This is a genomic window from Pseudomonas sp. P39-UII1, from assembly GCF_039672635.1.
Lineage (GTDB): Bacteria > Pseudomonadota > Gammaproteobacteria > Pseudomonadales > Pseudomonadaceae > Aquipseudomonas.
In genome coordinates, this window is sequence record NZ_JBDFPP010000040.1 from 1 (window position 1) to 19,431 (window position 19,431).

Annotated in this window: 11 protein-coding genes and 2 rRNA genes; 8 read left to right on the top strand and 5 right to left on the bottom strand. The window is 61.2% G+C overall.

Translation table 11 applies throughout. From position 1 onward, the window contains the following. Positions 1 to 4,732: retention module-containing protein (locus ABEH27_RS25290; protein ID WP_346616182.1), on the bottom strand; the 4,732-nt coding region annotated here is incomplete at its 3' end. Positions 4,733 to 5,083: 351 nt separating this feature from the next. Between ABEH27_RS25290 and ABEH27_RS25295 the strand changes: the two genes are divergently transcribed. From ABEH27_RS25295 to ABEH27_RS25305, 3 genes are read left to right on the top strand one after another with little or no spacing between them, the layout of a single operon-like run. Then, the gene (locus ABEH27_RS25295) at positions 5,084 to 6,421 is read left to right on the top strand and encodes a TolC family outer membrane protein (protein WP_346616183.1); all 1,338 of its coding nucleotides are present in this window, start codon (positions 5,084 to 5,086) and stop codon (positions 6,419 to 6,421) included. Between the two features lie 44 nt (positions 6,422 to 6,465). After that, positions 6,466 to 8,622: a type I secretion system permease/ATPase gene (locus ABEH27_RS25300; protein ID WP_346616184.1), complete on the top strand. Its 2,157-nt coding sequence runs from the start codon at positions 6,466 to 6,468 to the stop codon at positions 8,620 to 8,622. Between the two features lie 7 nt (positions 8,623 to 8,629). Further along, positions 8,630 to 9,988 (top strand): HlyD family type I secretion periplasmic adaptor subunit, encoded by a 1,359-nt coding sequence (locus ABEH27_RS25305; RefSeq protein ID WP_346616191.1) that lies wholly within the window; start codon positions 8,630 to 8,632, stop codon positions 9,986 to 9,988. 50 nt (positions 9,989 to 10,038) lie between these two features. Here ABEH27_RS25305 and lapD read toward each other — a convergent pair whose 3' ends face one another. Continuing rightward, positions 10,039 to 11,985 (bottom strand): cyclic di-GMP receptor LapD, encoded by a 1,947-nt coding sequence (gene lapD / locus ABEH27_RS25310; RefSeq protein WP_346616185.1) that lies wholly within the window; start codon positions 11,983 to 11,985, stop codon positions 10,039 to 10,041. A 10-nt stretch (positions 11,986 to 11,995) separates the two neighbouring features. Next, a complete protein-coding gene (gene lapG / locus ABEH27_RS25315; RefSeq protein WP_346616186.1) occupies positions 11,996 to 12,757 on the bottom strand; it encodes a cysteine protease LapG in 762 nt (253 codons plus the stop codon). Positions 12,758 to 12,961: 204 nt separating this feature from the next. Between lapG and ABEH27_RS25320 the strand changes: the two genes are divergently transcribed. The 5 genes from ABEH27_RS25320 (at position 12,962) to ABEH27_RS25340 (ending at position 19,051) form a co-directional block, all read left to right on the top strand. Next, positions 12,962 to 13,651 carry a GntR family transcriptional regulator gene (locus tag ABEH27_RS25320; protein WP_346616187.1) on the top strand — a complete coding sequence of 230 codons (690 nt, stop codon included), beginning with the start codon at positions 12,962 to 12,964 and terminating at the stop codon, positions 13,649 to 13,651. 85 nt (positions 13,652 to 13,736) lie between these two features. After that, on the top strand, positions 13,737 to 14,240 hold the full coding sequence (locus ABEH27_RS25325; RefSeq protein ID WP_346616188.1) for a sigma-70 family RNA polymerase sigma factor: 504 nt from the start codon (positions 13,737 to 13,739) through the stop codon (positions 14,238 to 14,240). Between the two features lies 1 nt (position 14,241). Further along, positions 14,242 to 15,201: a FecR domain-containing protein gene (locus ABEH27_RS25330; protein ID WP_346616189.1), complete on the top strand. Its 960-nt coding sequence runs from the start codon at positions 14,242 to 14,244 to the stop codon at positions 15,199 to 15,201. Between the two features lie 216 nt (positions 15,202 to 15,417). Beyond that, on the top strand, positions 15,418 to 17,784 hold the full coding sequence (locus ABEH27_RS25335) for a TonB-dependent siderophore receptor (RefSeq protein WP_346616192.1): 2,367 nt from the start codon (positions 15,418 to 15,420) through the stop codon (positions 17,782 to 17,784). 82 nt (positions 17,785 to 17,866) lie between these two features. Further along, complete coding sequence (locus tag ABEH27_RS25340) at positions 17,867 to 19,051, top strand: PepSY domain-containing protein (protein ID WP_346616190.1); 1,185 nt, start codon at positions 17,867 to 17,869, stop codon at positions 19,049 to 19,051. Positions 19,052 to 19,105: 54 nt separating this feature from the next. On the opposite strand, the gene rrf (ABEH27_RS25345) is transcribed toward ABEH27_RS25340, so the two are convergent. Together rrf (ABEH27_RS25345) and rrf (ABEH27_RS25350) are read right to left on the bottom strand one after the other, a co-directional pair. Then, positions 19,106 to 19,221 (bottom strand): 5S ribosomal RNA (gene rrf / locus ABEH27_RS25345). A gap of 109 nt (positions 19,222 to 19,330) precedes the next feature. After that, positions 19,331 to 19,431, bottom strand: a 5S ribosomal RNA gene (rrf, locus tag ABEH27_RS25350); the annotation flags it as partial.

A 19,431-nucleotide genomic window follows, 5' to 3' on the forward strand; every position in this document is an offset into this window, starting at 1 on the left:
TAGTGGTCGGGTTACCTGCGGTTTCAAGCTTCTCGTAGTTACCACCCGACACTTCACTGATGCTGTTGGTCAGCGGAGCATTGGTGTTGTAGACGTTGTTTGGCGCGGTGAAGTTGACCGAACCGGAGGACTCACCGACGCCAATGGTGATGCTCTGGCCGTTGGCCAGGGTGACCACCAGCGGGCTGCCGGTAACCGGGGCGCTAACGGAAGCGGTATAGGTGATCACGCCACCTTCCACGACCGAAGCGTTAGCAGTGAGGGTCACTGTCGACGTGTCGATGGTATCGCTGACGTTGGTCACGGCTTCAGCCGGGTTGACCGCCAGCCTCTCGAAGTCACCGCCGGTGGTGCCAGTGATGGTGGCTTTGACTTGACCGGCGTCTTTGTAGACGTCATCGGCTGGCGCTGCGACCGTCACCTGGCCAGTCGTTTGACCGGCCGCGATGTTGATGGTCGCGCCGTTGCTCAAGGTCACGGTCATTGCCGTGCCGGCTGGGTTGCTCAGCGTGGCGGTGTAGACGATCTGACCGCCTTCAGCGACATCGCCGGTGGCACTCAGCACCAGGTTGGTGGTGGCCTGGGTATCCGGGCTGTCGGTGACGGCAGTGGTCGGGTTACCCGCAGTTTCGAGCTTCTCGTAATTGCCGCCTTCGACCTTGGTAATGCTGTTGGTCAGCGGAGCATTGGTGTTGTAGACGTTGTTTGGCGCAACGAAGTTGACCGAGCCGGACGACTCACCCACGCCGATGGTAATGCTCTGACCGTTGGCCAAGGTCACGACCAGTGGCGAACCGGTGACCGGTGCCGACACCGAAGCGGTGTACACCACGGTACCGCCCTCTACCACGCTTGGAGTGGCGGTCAGGGTGACGGTCGACGTATCGATGGTATCGCTGACGTTGGTGACGGCTTCAGCCGGGTTAACCGCCAGCTGCTCGAAGTCACCGCCAGTGGTACCGGTGATGGTGGCTTTGACTTGACCAGCATCCTTGTAAACGTCATCGGCTGGCGCCGCGACCGTCACCTGGCCAGTCGTTTGACCGGCGGCGATGTTGATAGTCGCACCGTTGCTCAAGGTCACGGTCATTGCCGTACCGGCTGGATTGCTCAGCGTGGCGGTGTAGACAATCTGACCACCTTCGGCGACATCGCCGGTAGCGCTCAGCACCAGGTTCGTAGTGGCCTGGGTGTCCGGGCTATCGGTGACGGTAGTGGTCGGGTTACCTGCGGTTTCGAGCTGCTCGTAATTACCGCCTTCGACCTTGGTAATGCTGTTGGTCAGCGGAGCATTGGTGTTGTAGACGTTGTTTGGCGCGGTGAAGTTGACCGAACCGGACGACTCGCCGACGCCGATGGTAATGCTCTGACCGTTGGCCAAGGTCACAACCAGCGGCGAACCAGTCACAGGTGCCGACACCGAGGCGGTGTACACCACGGTGCCGCCCTCGACCACGCTTGGAGTGGCGGTCAGGGTGACGGTCGACGTGTCGATGGTGTCACTGACGTTGGTGACAGCTTCAGCCGGGTTGACCGCGAGCTTCTCGAAGTCGCCACCGGTGGTGCCGGTGACACTTACTTTGACCTGGCCGGCGTCTTTGTAGACGTCATCGGCCGGTGCGGCGACCGTTACCTGGCCAGTCGTTTGACCGGCGGCGATGTTGATGGTCGCGCCGTTGCTCAGGGTCACGGTCATCGCCGTGCCGGCCGGGTTGCTCAGCGTGGCGGTGTAGACGATCTGACCACCTTCGGCGACATCGCCGGTGGCACTCAGCACCAGGTTGGTGGTGGCCTGGGTGTCAGGACCGTCGGTCACGGTAGTAGTCGGATTACCTGCAGTGTCGAGCTGCTCGTAGTTACCGCCTTCAACCTTGCTGATGCTGTTGGTCAGCGGAGCGTTGGTGTTGTAGACGTTGTTCGGTGCAACGAAGTCAACCGAGCCAGACGACTCGCCGACGCCGATGGTGATGCTCTGGCCGTTGGCCAGGGTCACAACCAGCGGGCTACCGGTGACCGGCGCGCTGACGGAAGCGGTGTAAGTGACCACGCCGCCTTCGATGACCGAGGCATTAGCGGTCAACGTGACCGTGCTGGTATCGATGGTATCGCTGACGTTGGTGACGGCTTCGGCTGGATTAACGGCCAGATTCTCGAAGTCGCCACCGGTGGTGCCGGTGACACTCACTTTGACCTGGCCGGCGTCTTTGTAGACGTCATCGGCTGGGGCTGCGACCGTCACCTGGCCAGTCGTTTGACCGGCGGCGATGTTGATGGTCGAGCCGTTGCTCAGGGTCACGGTCATCGCCGTACCCGCTGGGTTGCTCAGCGTGGCGGTGTAGACGATCTGCCCGCCTTCAGCGACATCGCCGGTGGCACTCAGCACCAGGTCCGTGGTGGCTTGGGTCGCTGGGCTGTCGGTGACCGTGGTGGTCGGCGTGCCTGCTGTTTCGAGCTGCTCGTAGTTACCACCTTCGACCTTGCTGATGCTGTTGGTCAGCGGGGCATTGGTGTTGTAGACGTTGTTCGGTGCGGTGAAGTTGACCGAGCCGGACGATTCACCGACGCCGATGGTGATGCTCTGGCCGTTGGCCAGGGTCACGACCAGTGGCGAACCGGTCACAGGAGCCGACACCGAGGCGGTATAGGTGACGACTCCACCTTCTACCACCGAGGCATTGGCAGTCAGGGTGACTGTAGAGGTGTCGATGCTGTCCGTGATAACGGTCACAGCGTCCAGCGGATTGATCGACAACTGCTCGAAATTGCCGCCGGTGGCACCGGTGATGGTGGTGCTGACCGTCGAACCATTGTTGTAAACATCATTGGCCGGCGTCTGGAAGTCCACGCTGCCGGTGGTCTTGCCCGCTTCAACGGTAACGGTCTGGCCATTCGACAGGGTCACGGTCACCGGAGTCCGGGCTGGGTTGCTCAGGGTCACGGTGTAAGTGATCACCCCACCTTCGGTCACGCTTGGAGAAGCAGTGAGGGTCGCGGTGGTCGTATCGACCGAGTCCGAAATAACGGTCTCTGCAGGCGCCGGATTCGGCGTCAGCTGCTCGAAATTGCCGCCGGTGGCACCGGTGATGGTAGTACTGACCGTGGAACCATTGGCGTAAACATCATTGGCCGGCGTCTGGAAGTCCACGCTGCCGGTGGTCTTGCCCGCTTCAACGGTAACGGTCTGGCCATTCGACAGGGTCACAGTCACCGGAGTCTGGGCTGGGTTGCTCAGGGTCACGGTGTAGGTGATCACCCCACCTTCGGTCACGCTTGGAGACGCAGTGAGGGTCGCGGTGGTCGTATCGACCGAGTCCGAAATCACGGTCTCGGCAGGCGCCGGATTCGGCGTCAGCTGCTCGAAATTGCCGCCGGTGGCACCGGTGATGGTGGTACTGACCGTGGAACCATTGGCGTAAACGTCATTGGCCGGCGTCTGGAAGTCCACGCTGCCGGTGGTCTTGCCCGCTTCAACGGTAACGGTCTGGCCATTCGACAGGGTCACGGTCACCGGAGTCTGGGCTGGGTTGCTCAGGGTCACGGTGTAAGTGATCACCCCGCCTTCGGTCACGCTTGGAGACGCAGTGAGGGTCGCGGTGGTCGTATCGACCGAGTCCGAAATAATGGTCTCGGCAGGCGCCGGATTCGGCGTCAGCTGCTCGAAATTGCCGCCGGTGGCACCGGTGATGGTGGTGCTGACCGTCGAACCATTGGCGTAAACGTCATTGGCCGGCGTCTGGAAGTCCACGCTGCCGGTGGTCTTGCCCGCTTCAACGGTAACAGTCTGGCCATTCGACAGGGTCACAGTCACCGGAGTCTGAGCAGGGTTGCTCAAGGTCACGGTGTAGGTGATCACGCCGCCTTCGGTCACGCTTGGCGAGGCGGTAAGGGTGGCAGTAGTGGTATCGACTGTATCGGTGATCTGGGTGACTGCTGGCGTTTGCGGTACGGTAACCGTCAGGCCGCCGCCCCCGGTAGTGCCAGTAACGGTCGTGGTGATCTGGCCGCCATCGATGTAGGGCGTATCGTTGGCGGGAATCGTGACGCTGACAGTGCCACTGGTTTGCCCGGCCGGGATGACGACGACGGCGCCATTCGACAGCGTGATGGTCAGGGCGGAAGTGGGTGCTTGGCCGACCGTCGCGGTATAGACGATAACGCCACCCGCTTCGGAGATGGAAGGGGTGGCGCTGAGGGTGAGCCCAGTGGCGACCGTTGTCGGCGTATCGGCTGTGGTGGTGTTGCCGTCGGTATCCAGCCCGCCGACCTCATCGCTGTTCAATCCGGCGGCGAAGCCCAGCGGGTCAGTCGGGAAGCCGATGGTCGGGTCCACAGAGCCTGCAGTTTCTTCCAGCAATACAAAACTGTGCCCCCCACCAACCGAGCCACCGCCTGCCGCTGCCGGCCCTGCTGCCGGCGCTTCCAGTTCGGTCGTCGGGTCCACGCCAGCAGCGATCGCTTGCTGCAGCTCTTCTACCGACGGCGCGGCTTGCGCGGTGGCCTGGCCCAGGTCGGTGCTGCTGTCTGGCGCATCGGCGCTCCACTGGCTGTCACGGCCCAAATCGAGCAGACGCCCATCGGCCAGCTCAAGCGTAACGGCGCCGCCCGGGCCGGTGAGGACTTCTTCACCGGCCAACAGGCGATCGCCTTCGATCAGTACGCGCCGGATGCCTTCTGGGGATACTGCGATGACTTGGCCAACAATACTTTTAACGATGGCTACAACGCTGCTCATTGGACTCTCCGGGTTACCCGATCTGATCTACTTCCATGCTCCGAGCGGCGTTGATGAGCCACTGCAGGCGGAACTGTGTCGATAATGTTTCCGACATATTTGACGTCAAAATATCGTCTATAACTGTCGGCTATTAACTTTATGCCAAACTATTGACCTTATGATCGCCATCCTAAACAATCGGCAAAGTAATGTCACATTGATATTTGAACGTTTGCTACTCCTTCCTTTAGTACTAATACCAGTGCCCCGTCGGAAGCTGCTCATCGGTCAAATCAGGTTGTCATTTCCAAACCTGAACCGCTTCGACCGTGATTCAGGACACCAGCGCCCTCGGGGATCAGTAAAAAAATGCGTGCGTCACTGTTTACCGCTCTTCCATTCGCCTTTGCCGCCACTTTCGTACAAGCACAAACCTTGCCCGAAGCCATGCAGAAAGCCCTCGAGGTGCACCCGGAGGTTCAAGCCGGGGTCAATGCCCGCGTGGCTGCCGACTACCAAGTGCGAGCGGCCAAGGGCGGCTATTTGCCGCGGGTGGACGTTACTGCAGGCTACGGCCGTGAAGGGACCGACAGCCCGAGTACCGCCAACCGCTGGGAAACGATGAATCGAGGAGAGTCAGCAATCCGTCTTCGGCAAATGGTTTTTGACGGTTTTGCCACCTCCAGCGAAGTCGGGCGTCAACAAGCCACCGCCAATGCCCGCGCCTATTCGCTGATGGGTACCTCGGAACGCACAGCGCTCGACGTGGCCCAGGTGTATCTGGATGTGCTGTCACGCCGCGAGATGGTGCGCCTTGCCGAAGAAAACCTGCGCAATCACGAACGGATCCTCGACCAGATCAAACTGCGGACCAGCCGTGGCGTGGGGCGCCTGGCCGACCTGGATCAGGCCGAAGCCCGCCTGGCGCAAGCACGCAACAACTTGATCACCGAACAGACCAACCTCGCCGACGCCAACACCAACTTCCTCAGTGTGGTAGGCCAGATGCCAGATGAGCTGAGCGCCCCAGCGCCATTCATCGACCTGCTGCCGGCAACGCTGGATGAGGCGCGCGCGCAGATGGTCGAAAGCAGCCCGGTATTGCGCTCTGCCGAGTCGGACATCGCCGCGGCAGAAAAACAGTACGACGCAGCGAAGTCGAGCTTCTATCCACGGTTCGATGCAGAACTCGGACGAACGGCCGATAACAACGTCGATGGGACCGTCGGCCATAACAACGAGTGGCAGGCCATGCTGCGAATGAACTTCAACTTGTACGCGGGTGGTAGCAACAAGGCGGACCTGGAATCCAAGTCGTACCTGGCCAACCAGGCGCTGGATATTCGCAACAATGCCCTGCGCCAGTTGAATGAAGAACTGGGGTTGGCATGGAATGCGCAGGAGAATGCCAATGCCCAGGTGCCGATCGCCCAGCAGTACGTCGATCACAGCAACCGGGTGCGCAGTGCCTATCAGCAGCAGTTCAGCCTTGGTGAACGCACCCTGCTCGACTTGCTCGACAGTGAAAATGAAACCTTCACTGCCCAGCGCCGTCTGGTAGAGGTGAAGAACATACAATTGTTTACTCAGTACCGAATCAAGGCGACCATTGGCCAACTGCTCAAAAGTCAGGGTGTCGTAGCCCCGATGGCCACCGTTGTGCAGAATGATTTGAAACCGCGAGTGAACCTGCCAGGCATGAACTGAGGCGCACCCGCACCATCTACCCGCAAGGATGAAGAGAGCGCCGCGTGGAATCCGAAGTCAGTCGAGTCCAACTCACCCACGATCCACGCAGTCAGCACGATGACCCGTTGCTGGATAGCCTGCTGACGCTGTGTGTTCTGCACCAGAAGCCCGCGAGCCGGGCCATGCTGACCACCGGCCTGCCCTTGCCGGCCCAGCGCCTGAGCCCCGACCTGCTGCCCCGTGCCGCAGCGCGGGCCGGGCTGCAAGGGCGCCTGCTGCAGCGCAAGCTGGAGCAGATCCCAAGCATCGCCATGCCGGCCATGTTGCTGCTCAATGAGGGCCGCTGCGCCGTGCTGCTGGGTTGGGAAAACCAGGACACCGCCCGCCTGCTGCTCAGCGAGAGCGACGGTGGTGAGGTGCTGGTCAGCCGCGAGGCGCTGCAGGGCGACTACAGCGGCAAAGTGTTCTTCGCCCAGCCGCAGCACAAGTTCGACGTCAATCACGGCAACCTCATCCCGCGCGCCCGCTCCTGGTTCCGCGACACGCTGATGCGCAGCAAGTGGCTGTACATCGACGCCATCGCGGCCAGCCTGGTGATCAACTTGATTGCCCTGGCCGCGCCACTGTTCGTGATGAACGTGTACGACCGCGTGGTGCCCAACCAGGCCACTTCGACGCTGTGGGTGCTGGCTGCGGGCATCGGCTTTGCCTATGTGTTCGACCTGATACTCAAAGGCCTGCGCGGGCTTTGCCTCGACCTTGCCGGCAAGAAGACCGACCTGATCATTTCGGCGACGCTGTTCGAGCGTATCGTGGGCATGTCGATGAAGTACCGCCCTGCCAGGGTCGGTAGCTTTGCCCAGAACATCCACGAATTCCAAGGCCTGCGCGACTTTCTGGCCTCGCTTACGCTGACCACCCTGATCGACCTGCCGTTTACCCTGTTGATCCTGCTGGTCATTGCCATCATCGGCGGGCATCTGGTGTGGATCCCGATCCTGGCCTTCCCGTTGGCTCTGGGCATCGGCTATGCCCTGCAGAAGCCGCTGATGGCCACCATGGAGCGCACCATGGCGTTGGCATCGGAGCGCCAGTCCAGCCTGATCGAAACGCTGGCCGGCCTCGATGCTGTAAAGGTCAACAACGCCGAAAGCGAACGCCAGTACATGTGGGAGCAGACACTCGGCACCCTCAGCCGCCTCGAGCTGCGCGTGAAAGTGCTGTCGAGCCTGGCGATGAACATCACCATGCTGATCCAGCAGCTGGCGGGGGTGGCGATGATCTGCGTGGGCGTTTACCTGATCATCGATGGCAACCTCAGCATGGGCGGCCTGGTTGCCTGCTACATGCTCAGCGGTCGGGCACTTGGCCCGCTAGGCTCGCTGAATGGCTTGCTGGCCCGCTACCAGCAGGCCAAGGTGACCATGGTGGCCACCGACCAGATGATGGAGCTGCCGCAGGAGCGCAATTTCGAGGAGCGGCCGCTGAGTCGTCAGGTACTGCAGGGGGCTGTCGAATTCCGCGGTGTCGACTTCACCTACCCCAATCAGCAGAACCAGGCGCTCAGGGGCATCAACCTGAATATCCGCCCCGGCGAGAAGGTTGGCATCATCGGCCGCAGCGGCTCGGGCAAGAGCTCGCTGGCCAAGCTGATCGTCGGCCTGTACGAGGCAGACAACGGCTCGTTGCTGGTGGATGGCGTGGATATCCGCCAGATCGACGTCAGCGAGCTGCGCCACAATATCGGTTATGTCCCACAAGACATTCAGCTGCTGGCAGGGACCCTGCGCGACAACCTGGTCAGCGGCGCCCGCTACATCGAAGACGAACTCATCCTGCAAGCTGCCGAACTGGCCGGCGTGCATGAGTTCGCCCGCCTGCACCCCGACGGCTATGAGCTGCAGGTTGGCGAACGCGGCCAGAACCTTTCCGGCGGCCAGCGACAGAACGTTGCCCTGGCCAGGGCGCTGCTGCTCAACCCGCAAATTCTGCTGCTGGACGAACCCACGAGCGCCATGGACAACACCGGCGAAGAACGCCTCAAGCAACGCTTGGGCGCAGTGATTGAAGGCAAGACCGTGCTGCTGGTGACTCACCGGGCGTCGTTGCTTTCGCTGGTGGACCGGTTGATCGTGATCGACCGTGGACAGATCGTTGCGGATGGCCCGAAGGCCGCCGTCATGGATGCGCTGAAGAAGGGGCAGATCAGTGTTGCATAAGCTGGATATGGGGCGTTTCAAGGACAACATGCGCCGCTATTTCAAGGGTTCCGAGTCGCTCGTCGGGCAACCCCTGCCCGAGGTCAAGAAGGCCCTGGTCGAAGATGCGCCGCGCATCGTGCGCCTGACCATCTGGGGCATCATCGCGTTCTTCCTGGTCATGATCATCTGGGCCAGCGTGGCCCCCATCGATGAAGTGACCCGCGGCGAAGGCAAGGCGATCCCCTCCTCCAAGGTGCAGAAAATCCAGAACCTGGAAGGGGGTATCGTCGCGCAGATTTATGCCAAGGAGGGTCAGATCGTCGAAGTGGGTGAGCCGTTGCTGCGGCTTGACGAAACCCGCTTTGCATCCAATGTGGGTGAAACTGAAGCCGACCGCCTGGCCATGGCCCTGCGTGTACAGCGTCTGAGCGCTGAAGTGGACGACAAGCCGCTGCAAATCGACGAAGAACTGCGCAAGGCCGCGCCAAGCCAAGCCGCCAGCGAGCAGTCTCTGTATCTGAGCCGGCGCCAGCAACTGCAGGACGAGATCAGCGGCCTCGAACAGCAACTGGTGCAAAAACAGCAGGAGCTGCGCGAATTCACCTCCAAGCGGGCACAGTACGCCAACAGCCTGCAGCTGCTGCGCCAGGAGATCGCCATGTCCGAGCCCCTGGTGGCCCAAGGGGCGATTTCACAGGTGGAGGTGTTGCGCCTGCGCCGCGCCGAAGTTGAAAACCGCGGCCAGATGGACTCGACCGCGCTGGCCATCCCCCGTGCCGAAGCGGCCATCAAGGAAGTGCAGAGCAAGATCGAGGAAACCCGCGGCAAGTTCCGCAGCGATGCACTGACCCAACTCAACGAAGCCCGCACCGAGTTGAACAAGGCAACCGCCACGGGCAAGGCCTTGGATGACCGGGTCAACCGCACCATGGTCACCTCGCCGGTGCGCGGCATCGTCAAGCAGTTGCTGGTCAATACCGTCGGCGGAGTGATCCAGCCGGGGAGCGATATCGTCGAAATCGTGCCGCTGGATGACAGCCTTGTGGTCGAAGCGAAGATCCTGCCCAAGGACATCGCCTTCCTTCACCCGGGCCAGGAAGCAACGGTCAAGTTTACGGCTTACGACTACACCATCTACGGTGGCCTGAAGGCCAAGCTTGAGCAGATCGGTGCCGACACCATCACCGATGAAGACAAGAAAACCACCTACTACCTGATCCGGCTGCGTACCGAAAGGAGTCATCTGGGTACCGACGAGAAGCCCTTGCTGATCATCCCGGGCATGGTGGCCACGGTGGATATCATGACTGGCAAGAAGACCATCATGAGTTACCTGCTCAAGCCGATCATGAAGGCCCGCTCCGAGGCACTGCGCGAACGCTGATCACCGCAGTTTTCTGCCCTGAGGGTGCGGCCTGCACCCTCAGTGCTTATTCAGCGCCAGGGTGCAGGCTCGCCGACCAGCTGCCCCTGAATGCCTTCTACGCCCATCTCCGCCAGCACTAGCCGCTCACCTTCGGTCTCGACCCGCTCGGCGACCAACGGCAGGTCGATGCTGTGCGCCGCGCGCTGGATCGCCTCGATGAACAGGCGTTTGTGCTGCTCGTGGTCGATGTTGCGAATGTAACTGCCGTCGATCTTGAGGTACGCCAGGCCCAGGTGCGCCAGGTTGCCGATCATGCTGAAACGGCCACCGAAACGCTGCAGCGCCAGCCCGAAACCTAGACCGTGCAGGCGCCGGGTCAATTGCTCGAGCACAGCTTGCGCAGGCAATTGTTCTTCACCGATTTCCAGAACCAGGCGCGGCCCGAGTGCGGCATGCTGGCCGAGCAGTTCGTAAACCCGTTGCAACGCCTTGGGGTCGGCGAGGGTCGCTGCGGACAGGTTGAGCGCCAGCACTTCAGTGTGGCGACGCAAGTGCGCCAGCACCTTTTCCAGCACCAGTACATCCAGCCGCGGCATCCAGCCAAAACGCTCCAGCCACGGCAGGAAACGCCCAGCCGGCAGCGGCTCGCCCTGATCATCGTGCAGCCGCGAAATCACTTTGTGGTGCAGCACGCGGTGCACCGCCTTGCAATCAACCACCGGCTGGAAGAACAGTTCGAACTGGCCTTTGACGAAGGCCTGGTCAAGCCGCGTGTGCCAGTCATGATGGCTATCGCCAGCCACTGCTGCCGCGCCCTGCTCCAGGCACACCCAGCCTGGCGTCGGCTGGTTTTCCGCACGCGCCAGGGCCTCATCGGCAAGCTTCAGCAGCGCTTGAGGTGCGTCTCCAGGGCTGAAGGGGGCCAGGCCGATACAAGCCACCGGGTCAACGTCGGTGGCGCCGGTCTCGTGCAAGCTCTGCAAGGTTGCCTCGAGGGCCTGGGCGAGCTGCACGGCCTCTTCGTGCACCATGCCAGGCGCCAGCACAGCGAATTCACCACCACGGCTGCGGGAGATCAGGTCTTTGGTTTCGGGGAATGTTGCGCAAGTACGCCGCAGCTGTTCGCCCACCGCCTGCAGCAACTGGTCGGTGCGCTGGCCACCCAGGCGGGCATTGAGCCCGGTAAGGTCCTGGACACGCAGTAACAGCAAATAGCCAGCGCGTGCTTCTTCCAGGTTACTGACCCGGGTGGTCAATTGCATTTCGAAGTAACGGCGGTTGGACAGCCCGGTCAGGCTGTCCTGATAGGATTCGGTACGCAACCGCTCACTACGCTCTGCCTGCTCGGTGAACAGCGCCTTGAGCTTTTCGACCATCTGGTTCATCGCCTGCACCACCCGACGCAGCTCGGGCGTGCGCGGCAACTCTGGCAGGCTCAGGAACTCGCGGCGGGCGATGGCGTGGGACTGTTCAACCATGTAGTCCAGCGGGCGCAACTGGCGGCGTAGCAGCAAGGCACCGAGCACGGCGCTGGCCGCACCGCAAAGCAGCAGCCAGCCCAGGCTGCCCAGGGCGCTCTGCCACAGCTTGGCGATGGCGAACATCGGATGGCTGATTACTTCGACCCGCGCGGCCTGCTGCCAGCCGCGGCTGACGATGGCATCGCCACCGGCCGGTTCCAGGCCGATCAAATGCGTGAACCAGGCAGGGACGCCACCCGGGTCGGGTTCGGCATGTCGCTCCACCAGCACGGCATTGGACGCCAGATCGACCACTTTGATGCTGGAGTAATAGCCACTGTCGAAAATCGAACTGATCATCAGCTCGACCATGGCCGGGTCGTCGATATTTGGCGTGAGTGACAGCGCCAGCGCCGTGGCTGCGTCCTGGGCATGCGAGCGCAGCTGGTTGACGTATTGGCTGCGCGAGCTCTCCAGGCTGACCATGAAGCTGCCGCTGAACGCGACCACCAGGAACAGGCAAATGGCCAACAGTAATTGTTTGAACAGTGACATCTGTGCTCCTTCAGTAAACCGGTTCGGCCGGGAACCCTTCGGCCTGCATTTTCTTCAGCACGTCCTGCCAGCGTGACAGGCGCTTGGTGTCGCCGACTTTCTTGTTGCCCGCTGCACCCGTCAACCATAAGCCTTCGCCGTTGAAGGCGTACACGGGTAGCAGGTCTGTTCGCTGGCTGGCCGGCTTGATGGCGTCCATCAGGCTGTCGAGCACCAGTGGCTGGGCCTGTGGGCTTGAATAATAGGTCAGCACCATGTGCGCGCGGTTCTGGCGCAGGGCTTTGACGTAGGTGATGCGCAGCTTCTCGCTGGGGATGCCCATGCGCCGCAGGCTGAAATACTTGGCGATGGCGTAATCCTCGCAATCGCCGGCGCCTTTGATCAAAGCCTGGATCGGCGTCGCCCAGTAATCGACTTCGTGCCACAGGTCGATGTCTTCGACATAGCGTAATTGCTGGTTGAAAAACAGGTTGACCGCCTGCAGCCGCTGCAGCTCAGACCCCTGGCTTTGTGCAACCATCAGCTGCTGCCAGGCGTCGATGCGGCCCTTGCCCGCCCCCAGCGGGCCGTATAGAGCCTGTGATTTGCGGCTGATCTGGGAAAAATCCCAGTCTGCATGCAAGCCGCCCAGCAGCAAGCAACCCAGCAGAACAGCAAGGCCTACACGTCGTACGGCGGTTTTGAGCAGCCAGGGTATCGCCACTGCAAAGACCTGTTCAGACCAATCGAAAGCAGCGATGGTGCGGCTTGCAAGCGTAAAAAACAATGGCACCCTGCAATCATGGCCGGCGGTGGCCAGGCCGCTATAACTTTCTTGATAGCGCTTGGTATATGCCGCTTCCTTTGCCAGGCGACTTCATACACCATATCCCATGGTCTTGTTTCGTTCGCTCCGCTGCGAGCGTCGGTTTGACAAGGCCCCTTGCCTGTTACTAGTGTCATTGGATCCAACTTTCGTCGTCGAGGCAGACTCCGCGTGGCCGAGAAAATCAAACTGAGCAATGTGCTGGCCAGCGAGCAACTGCCGGCACACCTGGCCCGTGCCGTGATCGAAGAGCGCCTGCGCAGCGCCATTCTCGATGGCCGCCTGCCGCCCGGCACAGCCGTGCGCCAGCAAGAACTCGCCACCCTGTATGGCGTCAGCCGCATGCCAGTGCGCGAGGCGTTGCGCCAGCTCGAGGCGCAATCGCTAGTGAACGTGGAGATGCACAAGGGCGCGGTCGTCGCACCCCTGATCGGCGAAGACGCGGTCGATACCTACGCGCTGCGTGTGTTGCTCGAGTCCGAGGCGCTGCGCCAGTCCATTCCGCTGCTCGATGCCGACGACATTGCTCGCGCCCGCGGCTATATCCAGCAGCTGGAAAACGAAACCCGCCATGCCGAAATCGGCCGCCTCAACCGGCTCTTTCACATGGCGCTGTATGGCAAGGCGCCAAACCAGAAGCTGCTGCGCCTGATCGAGAACGAGCTCAATGAGGAGGAACGCTTTCTGCGCTTCCACCTGTCGTCGATGGGGCTGGGCAAGCTGACCCAGGACGATCACAACGCGCTGGCGGACGCCGCCAGTGACAAGCTGGCGGATGAAGCCGTGAGGGTGCTGGAGCAGCACCTGAACAATGGCGCTCGGGTGATCAGGAGTTACCTGGACAAGCAATCGCCCAACTGAGTGGGCCGGCTGCAAATGAAAGTTGCAAACAGCACCCGCTCCGGCAAACAATGAGACTAATTATCATTTATGCCGATTGCTCGTCATGCCTTCGAATGACTCCGTGCACACGCTCTACAGTGACCACCACAGCTGGCTGAATACGTGGCTGCGCAGCAAGCTTGGCAATGCCGCTGATGCTGCGGACCTTGCCCAGGACACCTTCGTGCGGTTGCTGCAACGCCATGAGCAGCTTCAGCTGAACGCGCCACGAGCCTTCCTGCGCACAATCGCCCGCGGCCTGGTCATCGACCACTGGCGGCGTGAAGAGCTGCACCGTGCTTATCTGCAAGCCCTGGCACACGTGCCCGAGGGGCAGGTGCCCTCGGCCGAAACCCGCGAACTGCTGCTGGAGCTGCTGGAACGCATCGCGCGGATGCTCGACGGGCTCAAGCCCAAGGTACGCCGCGCGTTCCTGCTGGCCCAATGTGAAGGGTTGAGCCACAAGGCCATCGCCGAACAGATGGGCATCTCCCTGCGCTCGGTTGAGCGGCACGTGGCCGATGCGCTCTACCACTGCTACCTGTTGCGCTACGAAGACGAACGCTGACATGGCGCCCTCCTCCAAAGCCGTCAAACAGGCTATCCACTGGATGCTCCGCCTGCGCGAAAGCGGCAACGACCCAGTGTTGGCACAGCAATGCGAGCGGTGGCGAAATACCCAACACGAGCATGAGCTGGCCTGGCAACGCGTGACGAGCCTGCAACAGGATCTCGACCTGCGCGCCATTCCCGGAGCGGGCGTCGCGCTGCAGACCTTGGAAACCAGCCAACGGAGCCTGCATCGGCGCCAGGCGCTGAAGCTGCTCGGCGGCGCTGCAATGATAGGGTCGGCGAGCTGGCTGGCCAAAGACCTGGATACCATCAGTGCATGGACCTCGGACTATGCCACCGCTACCGGCGAACGCCGCACTGTCCACTTGCCCGACGGCTCTCTGCTGCAACTCAACACACGCACCGCAGTAGACCTGGCGTTCACCGAGCAGCAGCGCATGGTTCGCCTCAAGCACGGCGAGCTGATGCTCACGTGCAGCCAAACGCCGTACAAAGGGCAGCCGCTGCTGGTTCAGACCCGTGATGCCCTGCTGGAGGGCTTCGAAGGGCGGTTTGTGGTCCGCCAGGATCCCGACTGCACGCGGGTCAGCGTCAGCCAGGGCAGAGTTGCCATTCACCACCCAGGTACCGGCGAACTGCAATGGATGGCCGACGGCCAGAACTGGCGGATAGATGCAGTGGGGGCGCAACGGCTGGCGCAAGTCGACATGGACGCTGCAGCGTGGGCGGATGGGCTGATCGTCACCCGTGACATGCGCCTGGCCGATTTCCTCGCGCAGGTGAGCCGTTATAGGCATGGATACCTCGGCTGCAGCGACGATATCGCCGATTTGCGCCTGTCTGGGGTATTCCGCCTGGAAAATCCGGACCAATTGCTGCAGTTGCTGCCACAGACGCTGCCAGTCCAGCTTCGCCAACGTACACGCTGGTGGATACGGATCGAGCGTGTGGCCTGATTCGCCATCAGCAAGAAATTTCTGGCGGGTTTTGACGACACATCCGGCTAGGACAGTAAGCAACTCCATCTGCCCTATAACGACTCGACGGACTTCGACATGCCCATCGCTTCACCTTCAGCGTACCTCGCTACCGAGAATGATTTTCGACCTGTCTTGAATTCAGCCAGGCTACGCAAAGCGGTACGTGCCGCTCTGTTCGGCACCGCCCTTGGCATGAGCGGCGCGCCAATACTGGCGAACGCCGCCGAACCGGCGCAGCTGAGCCAGCAATACGCGATCGCACCTGGCCCGCTGAACGAAGTGCTCAACCAATTTGCCCGCCAGGCTGGCATCACCCTGTCGAGCACCCCGCAATTGACCGGCGAGAAACGCTCGAACGGCCTGCAGGGGCAGTACCCGACAGACCAGGCGCTGCGCCAGTTGCTCAATGGCACGGGCCTGGAGGCTACCAGCGCGGACGGCCGCAGCTATGTGCTGCACGCCCAGCCTGCAGATGCCGCGTTGTCACTGCCTGATACCGATGTGCGCAGCTTCACCCTGGGCAACGCCTTGGGCAGCATGGACGGTTACAACGCCACCCACAGCCAGGTTGCGACCAAGACCAGCATGCCGCTGGTGGAAACCTCGCAATCGGTGTCGGTAGTGACCCGCCAACAGATCGATGACCAGGGCTCGCAGACCGTCGCCCAGGCCATGCGCTACACCCCCGGCGTGCTGACCAACCCCTATGGCGCCACGCATCGCTATGACTATGTGGCGATGCGCGGCTTCAACGACGGCTCGGTGGACAACATCTACGTCGATGGCCTGAAGTCCATGGGTGATAACGGCACCTACAGCACCATGCAGGTAGACCCGTATTTCATCGAGCGTATCGACATCCTCAAAGGCCCTTCCTCGGTGCTTTACGGCCGCAGCTCTCCGGGCGGCCTGGTGGCGCTGACCACCAAGAAGCCGCTGTTCGAGGCTTACCATCAGGTACAGGCCACTGTCGGCACACAGGGCCAGCGTGGCATGGGTTTCGACTTCAGCGGTCCGCTGGATGACGACAAGCGCATTGCCTATCGACTGACCGGGCTGGCGGATGCTTCCGACACGCAGTTCGACCACAACAAGGAAGAGCGCTACGCCATTGCGCCCGCGATCAGCATCGACTTTACCGAGGACACCTCGCTGACACTGCAGGCCTACCTGCAGCACGACCCCAACGGTGGCTACCATGGCGGCAACCCGGCCGATGGCATGCTGCACAAGCGCAACGGCCTGAGGCTGTCCGATCACTTCTTCGAAGGCGAGCCGGGCATCGATAACTACGAACGCACCCAGCAGTCGTTCAGCTACCAGTTCGAGCATCGATTCAACGATGTCTTCACCGCACGGCAGAACTTCCGCTACCAGGATTCCGACGTGTCGATGGACCAGGTCTACTCCGCAGGCTGGGCAGACGCTGACAGCAATATCCTCAACCGCGCCTATACCGGGGGTGACGAGCGCCTGCACTCCTACATCATCGACAACATGCTGCAGGCGGAATTCTTCACCGGCGCGGCCAAGCACACAGTGTTGCTGGGCACCGACTATCAACGGCGCAAGGCCGATGTGGCCTGGCGCTATGGCACCGTCAACCCGCTCGATGCCGGCAACCCGCAATACGGCAATGGCAACCTTCAGGTACTCGGCGAAAACCGCTATCAGCGCCGTTTGCAACAGACTGGGGTATACCTGCAGGACCTGGTCGAGCTGGACCAATGGCGCTTCTCACTGGGGCTGCGCCAGGACTGGGTAAAAGTCTCGGAAGAAAACCGCGACAGCGACACCCGGGCCAGCGATGACCGCTCGAAGTTCACCACCCGTGCCGGCGTGCTCTACCTGTTCGAGAACGGTATTGCCCCATATGCCAGCTACTCGGAATCATTCAACCCCAACACCGTGTCCGACCAGGATGGCCGCCCGCTGGCGCCGACCGAGGGCACCCAGTGGGAAGCGGGCATCAAGTACCAGCCGCCAGGCAGCGACAACCTGTTCACCGCATCGGTATTCCGCATCGAGCAGGAAAACCTGGCGTCCAAGCAGCCGAACGAAGACTTCTACCGCCCTGTTGGTGAGGTGCGTTCCCAGGGCCTGGAGCTGGAAGCCCACGTGCAGGTAACGGACAACCTCAAGGTGCTGGGCGGCTACACCTTTACCGATATCGAATATTCCAAATCGATGCCCAGCCTGGTGTCGGGTCTCGACAACAAAGGCAACTCACCGACCCAGGCACCGAAGCAGATGTTCTCGTTGTGGGCGGACTACAACTTCCACCAAGGGCCGCTGGACGGCCTGCGCCTCGGTGGCGGCGTGCGCTACGTGGGCTACAGCTGGGTGGATGCGGAAAACAGCATGAAGGTGCCTTCCTACACCCTGTTCGACGCCTCGGTGGGCTACGACCTCGGCAAGGTGGGGCTCAAGGGTGTGGATGTGCGCCTTAATGCCAACAACCTCACCAACGAAACCTACGTCACATCGTGTGCCAGCTTGAACTACTGCTACATGGGTGAAGAGCGCAATGTCAGCGCTACGGTCAGTTATCAGTTCTGACCGGGTACGACCTGGTTGCAAAGCCAGCGCCTGACTTCAGGCGCTGGCTTTTTCGTTTCTGGTGTTTTTGGAGCTTGGCTAGATGCGTCAATTCTCTGTACTGCTGCACCGTTACCTGGGGCTGGTGACTGCGGTGTTCCTTGCGCTTGCTGGCCTGACTGGCAGCGTACTTGCGTTTCATCACGAACTGGACGAGTGGCTGAACCCGGGTTTCTATGAAGCGCCGGCCAAAGGGGTTGTTCAACAGCCTGGGGTACTTGTGGATAAGTTGCAGGCGCAACATCCGCGCCTGCAGGTCTGGTACATGGAGTATCCACAGGAGGCTGGGCACTCTGCCCTGCTGGCCATGGTGCCGCGCAATGATCCGCAGACCGGCGAGCCATATGCCGAAAAGAACACTGTGTTCTATATGGACCCTGTCAGTGGTCAAACGCTCGGCCAACGCTATTGGGGCGAATGTTGCTTCTCGCGAGAGAACTTCATGCCGTTCATCCTCGAGCTGCATTACAGCCTGACGCTGCCGGGCAATTGGGGCCTGCTGTTGATGGGCGTGGTGGCCATCTTGTGGGTTGTGGATTGTTTCATTGCCGTGTTGCTGACCTTGCCCCGGGGGCGGCCTTTCTGGCGCAAGTGGGCAACCGCCTGGAAGATCAAGGGCGGGCATGCCTACCGGCTCAACATGGATATCCACAGGGCCAGTGGATTATGGCTTTGGCTGCTCCTGCTTCCGGTGGCGATCAGCAGCGTTGCGATGAACCTGCCAGCCCAAGTGTTCAAGCCGGCAGTATCGTTGTTCTCACCCGTTGAGCCGAGCGTCTACGAGGCGCGTGGTGCGTTGCCGAAGGAAGAGCTGGGGGTCACCAGGCTGACGTACCAACAGGCCTATCAGCGGGCCTTGGAAGAGGGCTCGCGGCTAGGGCTGACCGCTGCCATTGGCGAGCTGTACTACAGCTTCGAATACAACTTCTACGGTGCCGGCTTTGGCCAGCACGATACCGATGCCCACGGTAAGTCCTGGTTGTTCTTCCATGGCACCGATGGTCATCTGCTCGGCCAGGAAATCGCCGGGCAAGGCACGCTGGGTGAGCAGTTCTATCGGTTGCAGCTGCCCATACATGGCGGGCGGATCATCGGTATGACCGGGCAGATCCTTATTGCGGTATTGGGCATCGTGATTGCCGTGCTGTCCGTCACCGGGGTGTATGTGTGGTGGCGCAAGCTGCAGGCGAGGCGCAAGAGCAAGGCGCGCAAGGTCGCAATGCTGTAGGCCGGAAAAGACAAAGCCCCTGTCTGCAGTGCAGACAGGGGCTTTGGATTTGAATCTTGACGATGACCTACTCTCACATGGGGAAACCCCACACTACCATCGGCGATGCATCGTTTCACTGCTGAGTTCGGGATGGGATCAGGTGGTTCCAATGCTCTATGGTCGTCAAGAAATTCTGTGTGCCGGCCCGTCCTGCGGACGTACCAGCGAATCTCTGTAGTTCCTACTTAAAGACAAAACCCCTACCTGCTCACGCAGATAGGGGTTTTGCGAAATGAATCTTGACGATGACCTACTCTCACATGGGGAAACCCCACACTACCATCGGCGATGCATCGTTTCACTACTGAGTTCGGGATGGGATCAGGTGGTTCCAATGC

Coding starts and splice junctions, on each gene's coding strand:
- ABEH27_RS25295 (WP_346616183.1), top strand. CDS start 5,084: ATGCGTGCGTCACTGTTTACCGCTCTTCCATTCGCCTTTGCCGCCACT.
- ABEH27_RS25330 (WP_346616189.1), top strand. CDS start 14,242: ATGGCGCCCTCCTCCAAAGCCGTCAAACAGGCTATCCACTGGATGCTC.
- ABEH27_RS25335 (WP_346616192.1), top strand. CDS start 15,418: ATGAGCGGCGCGCCAATACTGGCGAACGCCGCCGAACCGGCGCAGCTG.
- ABEH27_RS25340 (WP_346616190.1), top strand. CDS start 17,867: ATGCGTCAATTCTCTGTACTGCTGCACCGTTACCTGGGGCTGGTGACT.
- ABEH27_RS25305 (WP_346616191.1), top strand. CDS start 8,630: ATGGGGCGTTTCAAGGACAACATGCGCCGCTATTTCAAGGGTTCCGAG.
- ABEH27_RS25325 (WP_346616188.1), top strand. CDS start 13,737: ATGCCTTCGAATGACTCCGTGCACACGCTCTACAGTGACCACCACAGC.
- lapD (WP_346616185.1), bottom strand. CDS start 11,985: ATGTCACTGTTCAAACAATTACTGTTGGCCATTTGCCTGTTCCTGGTG.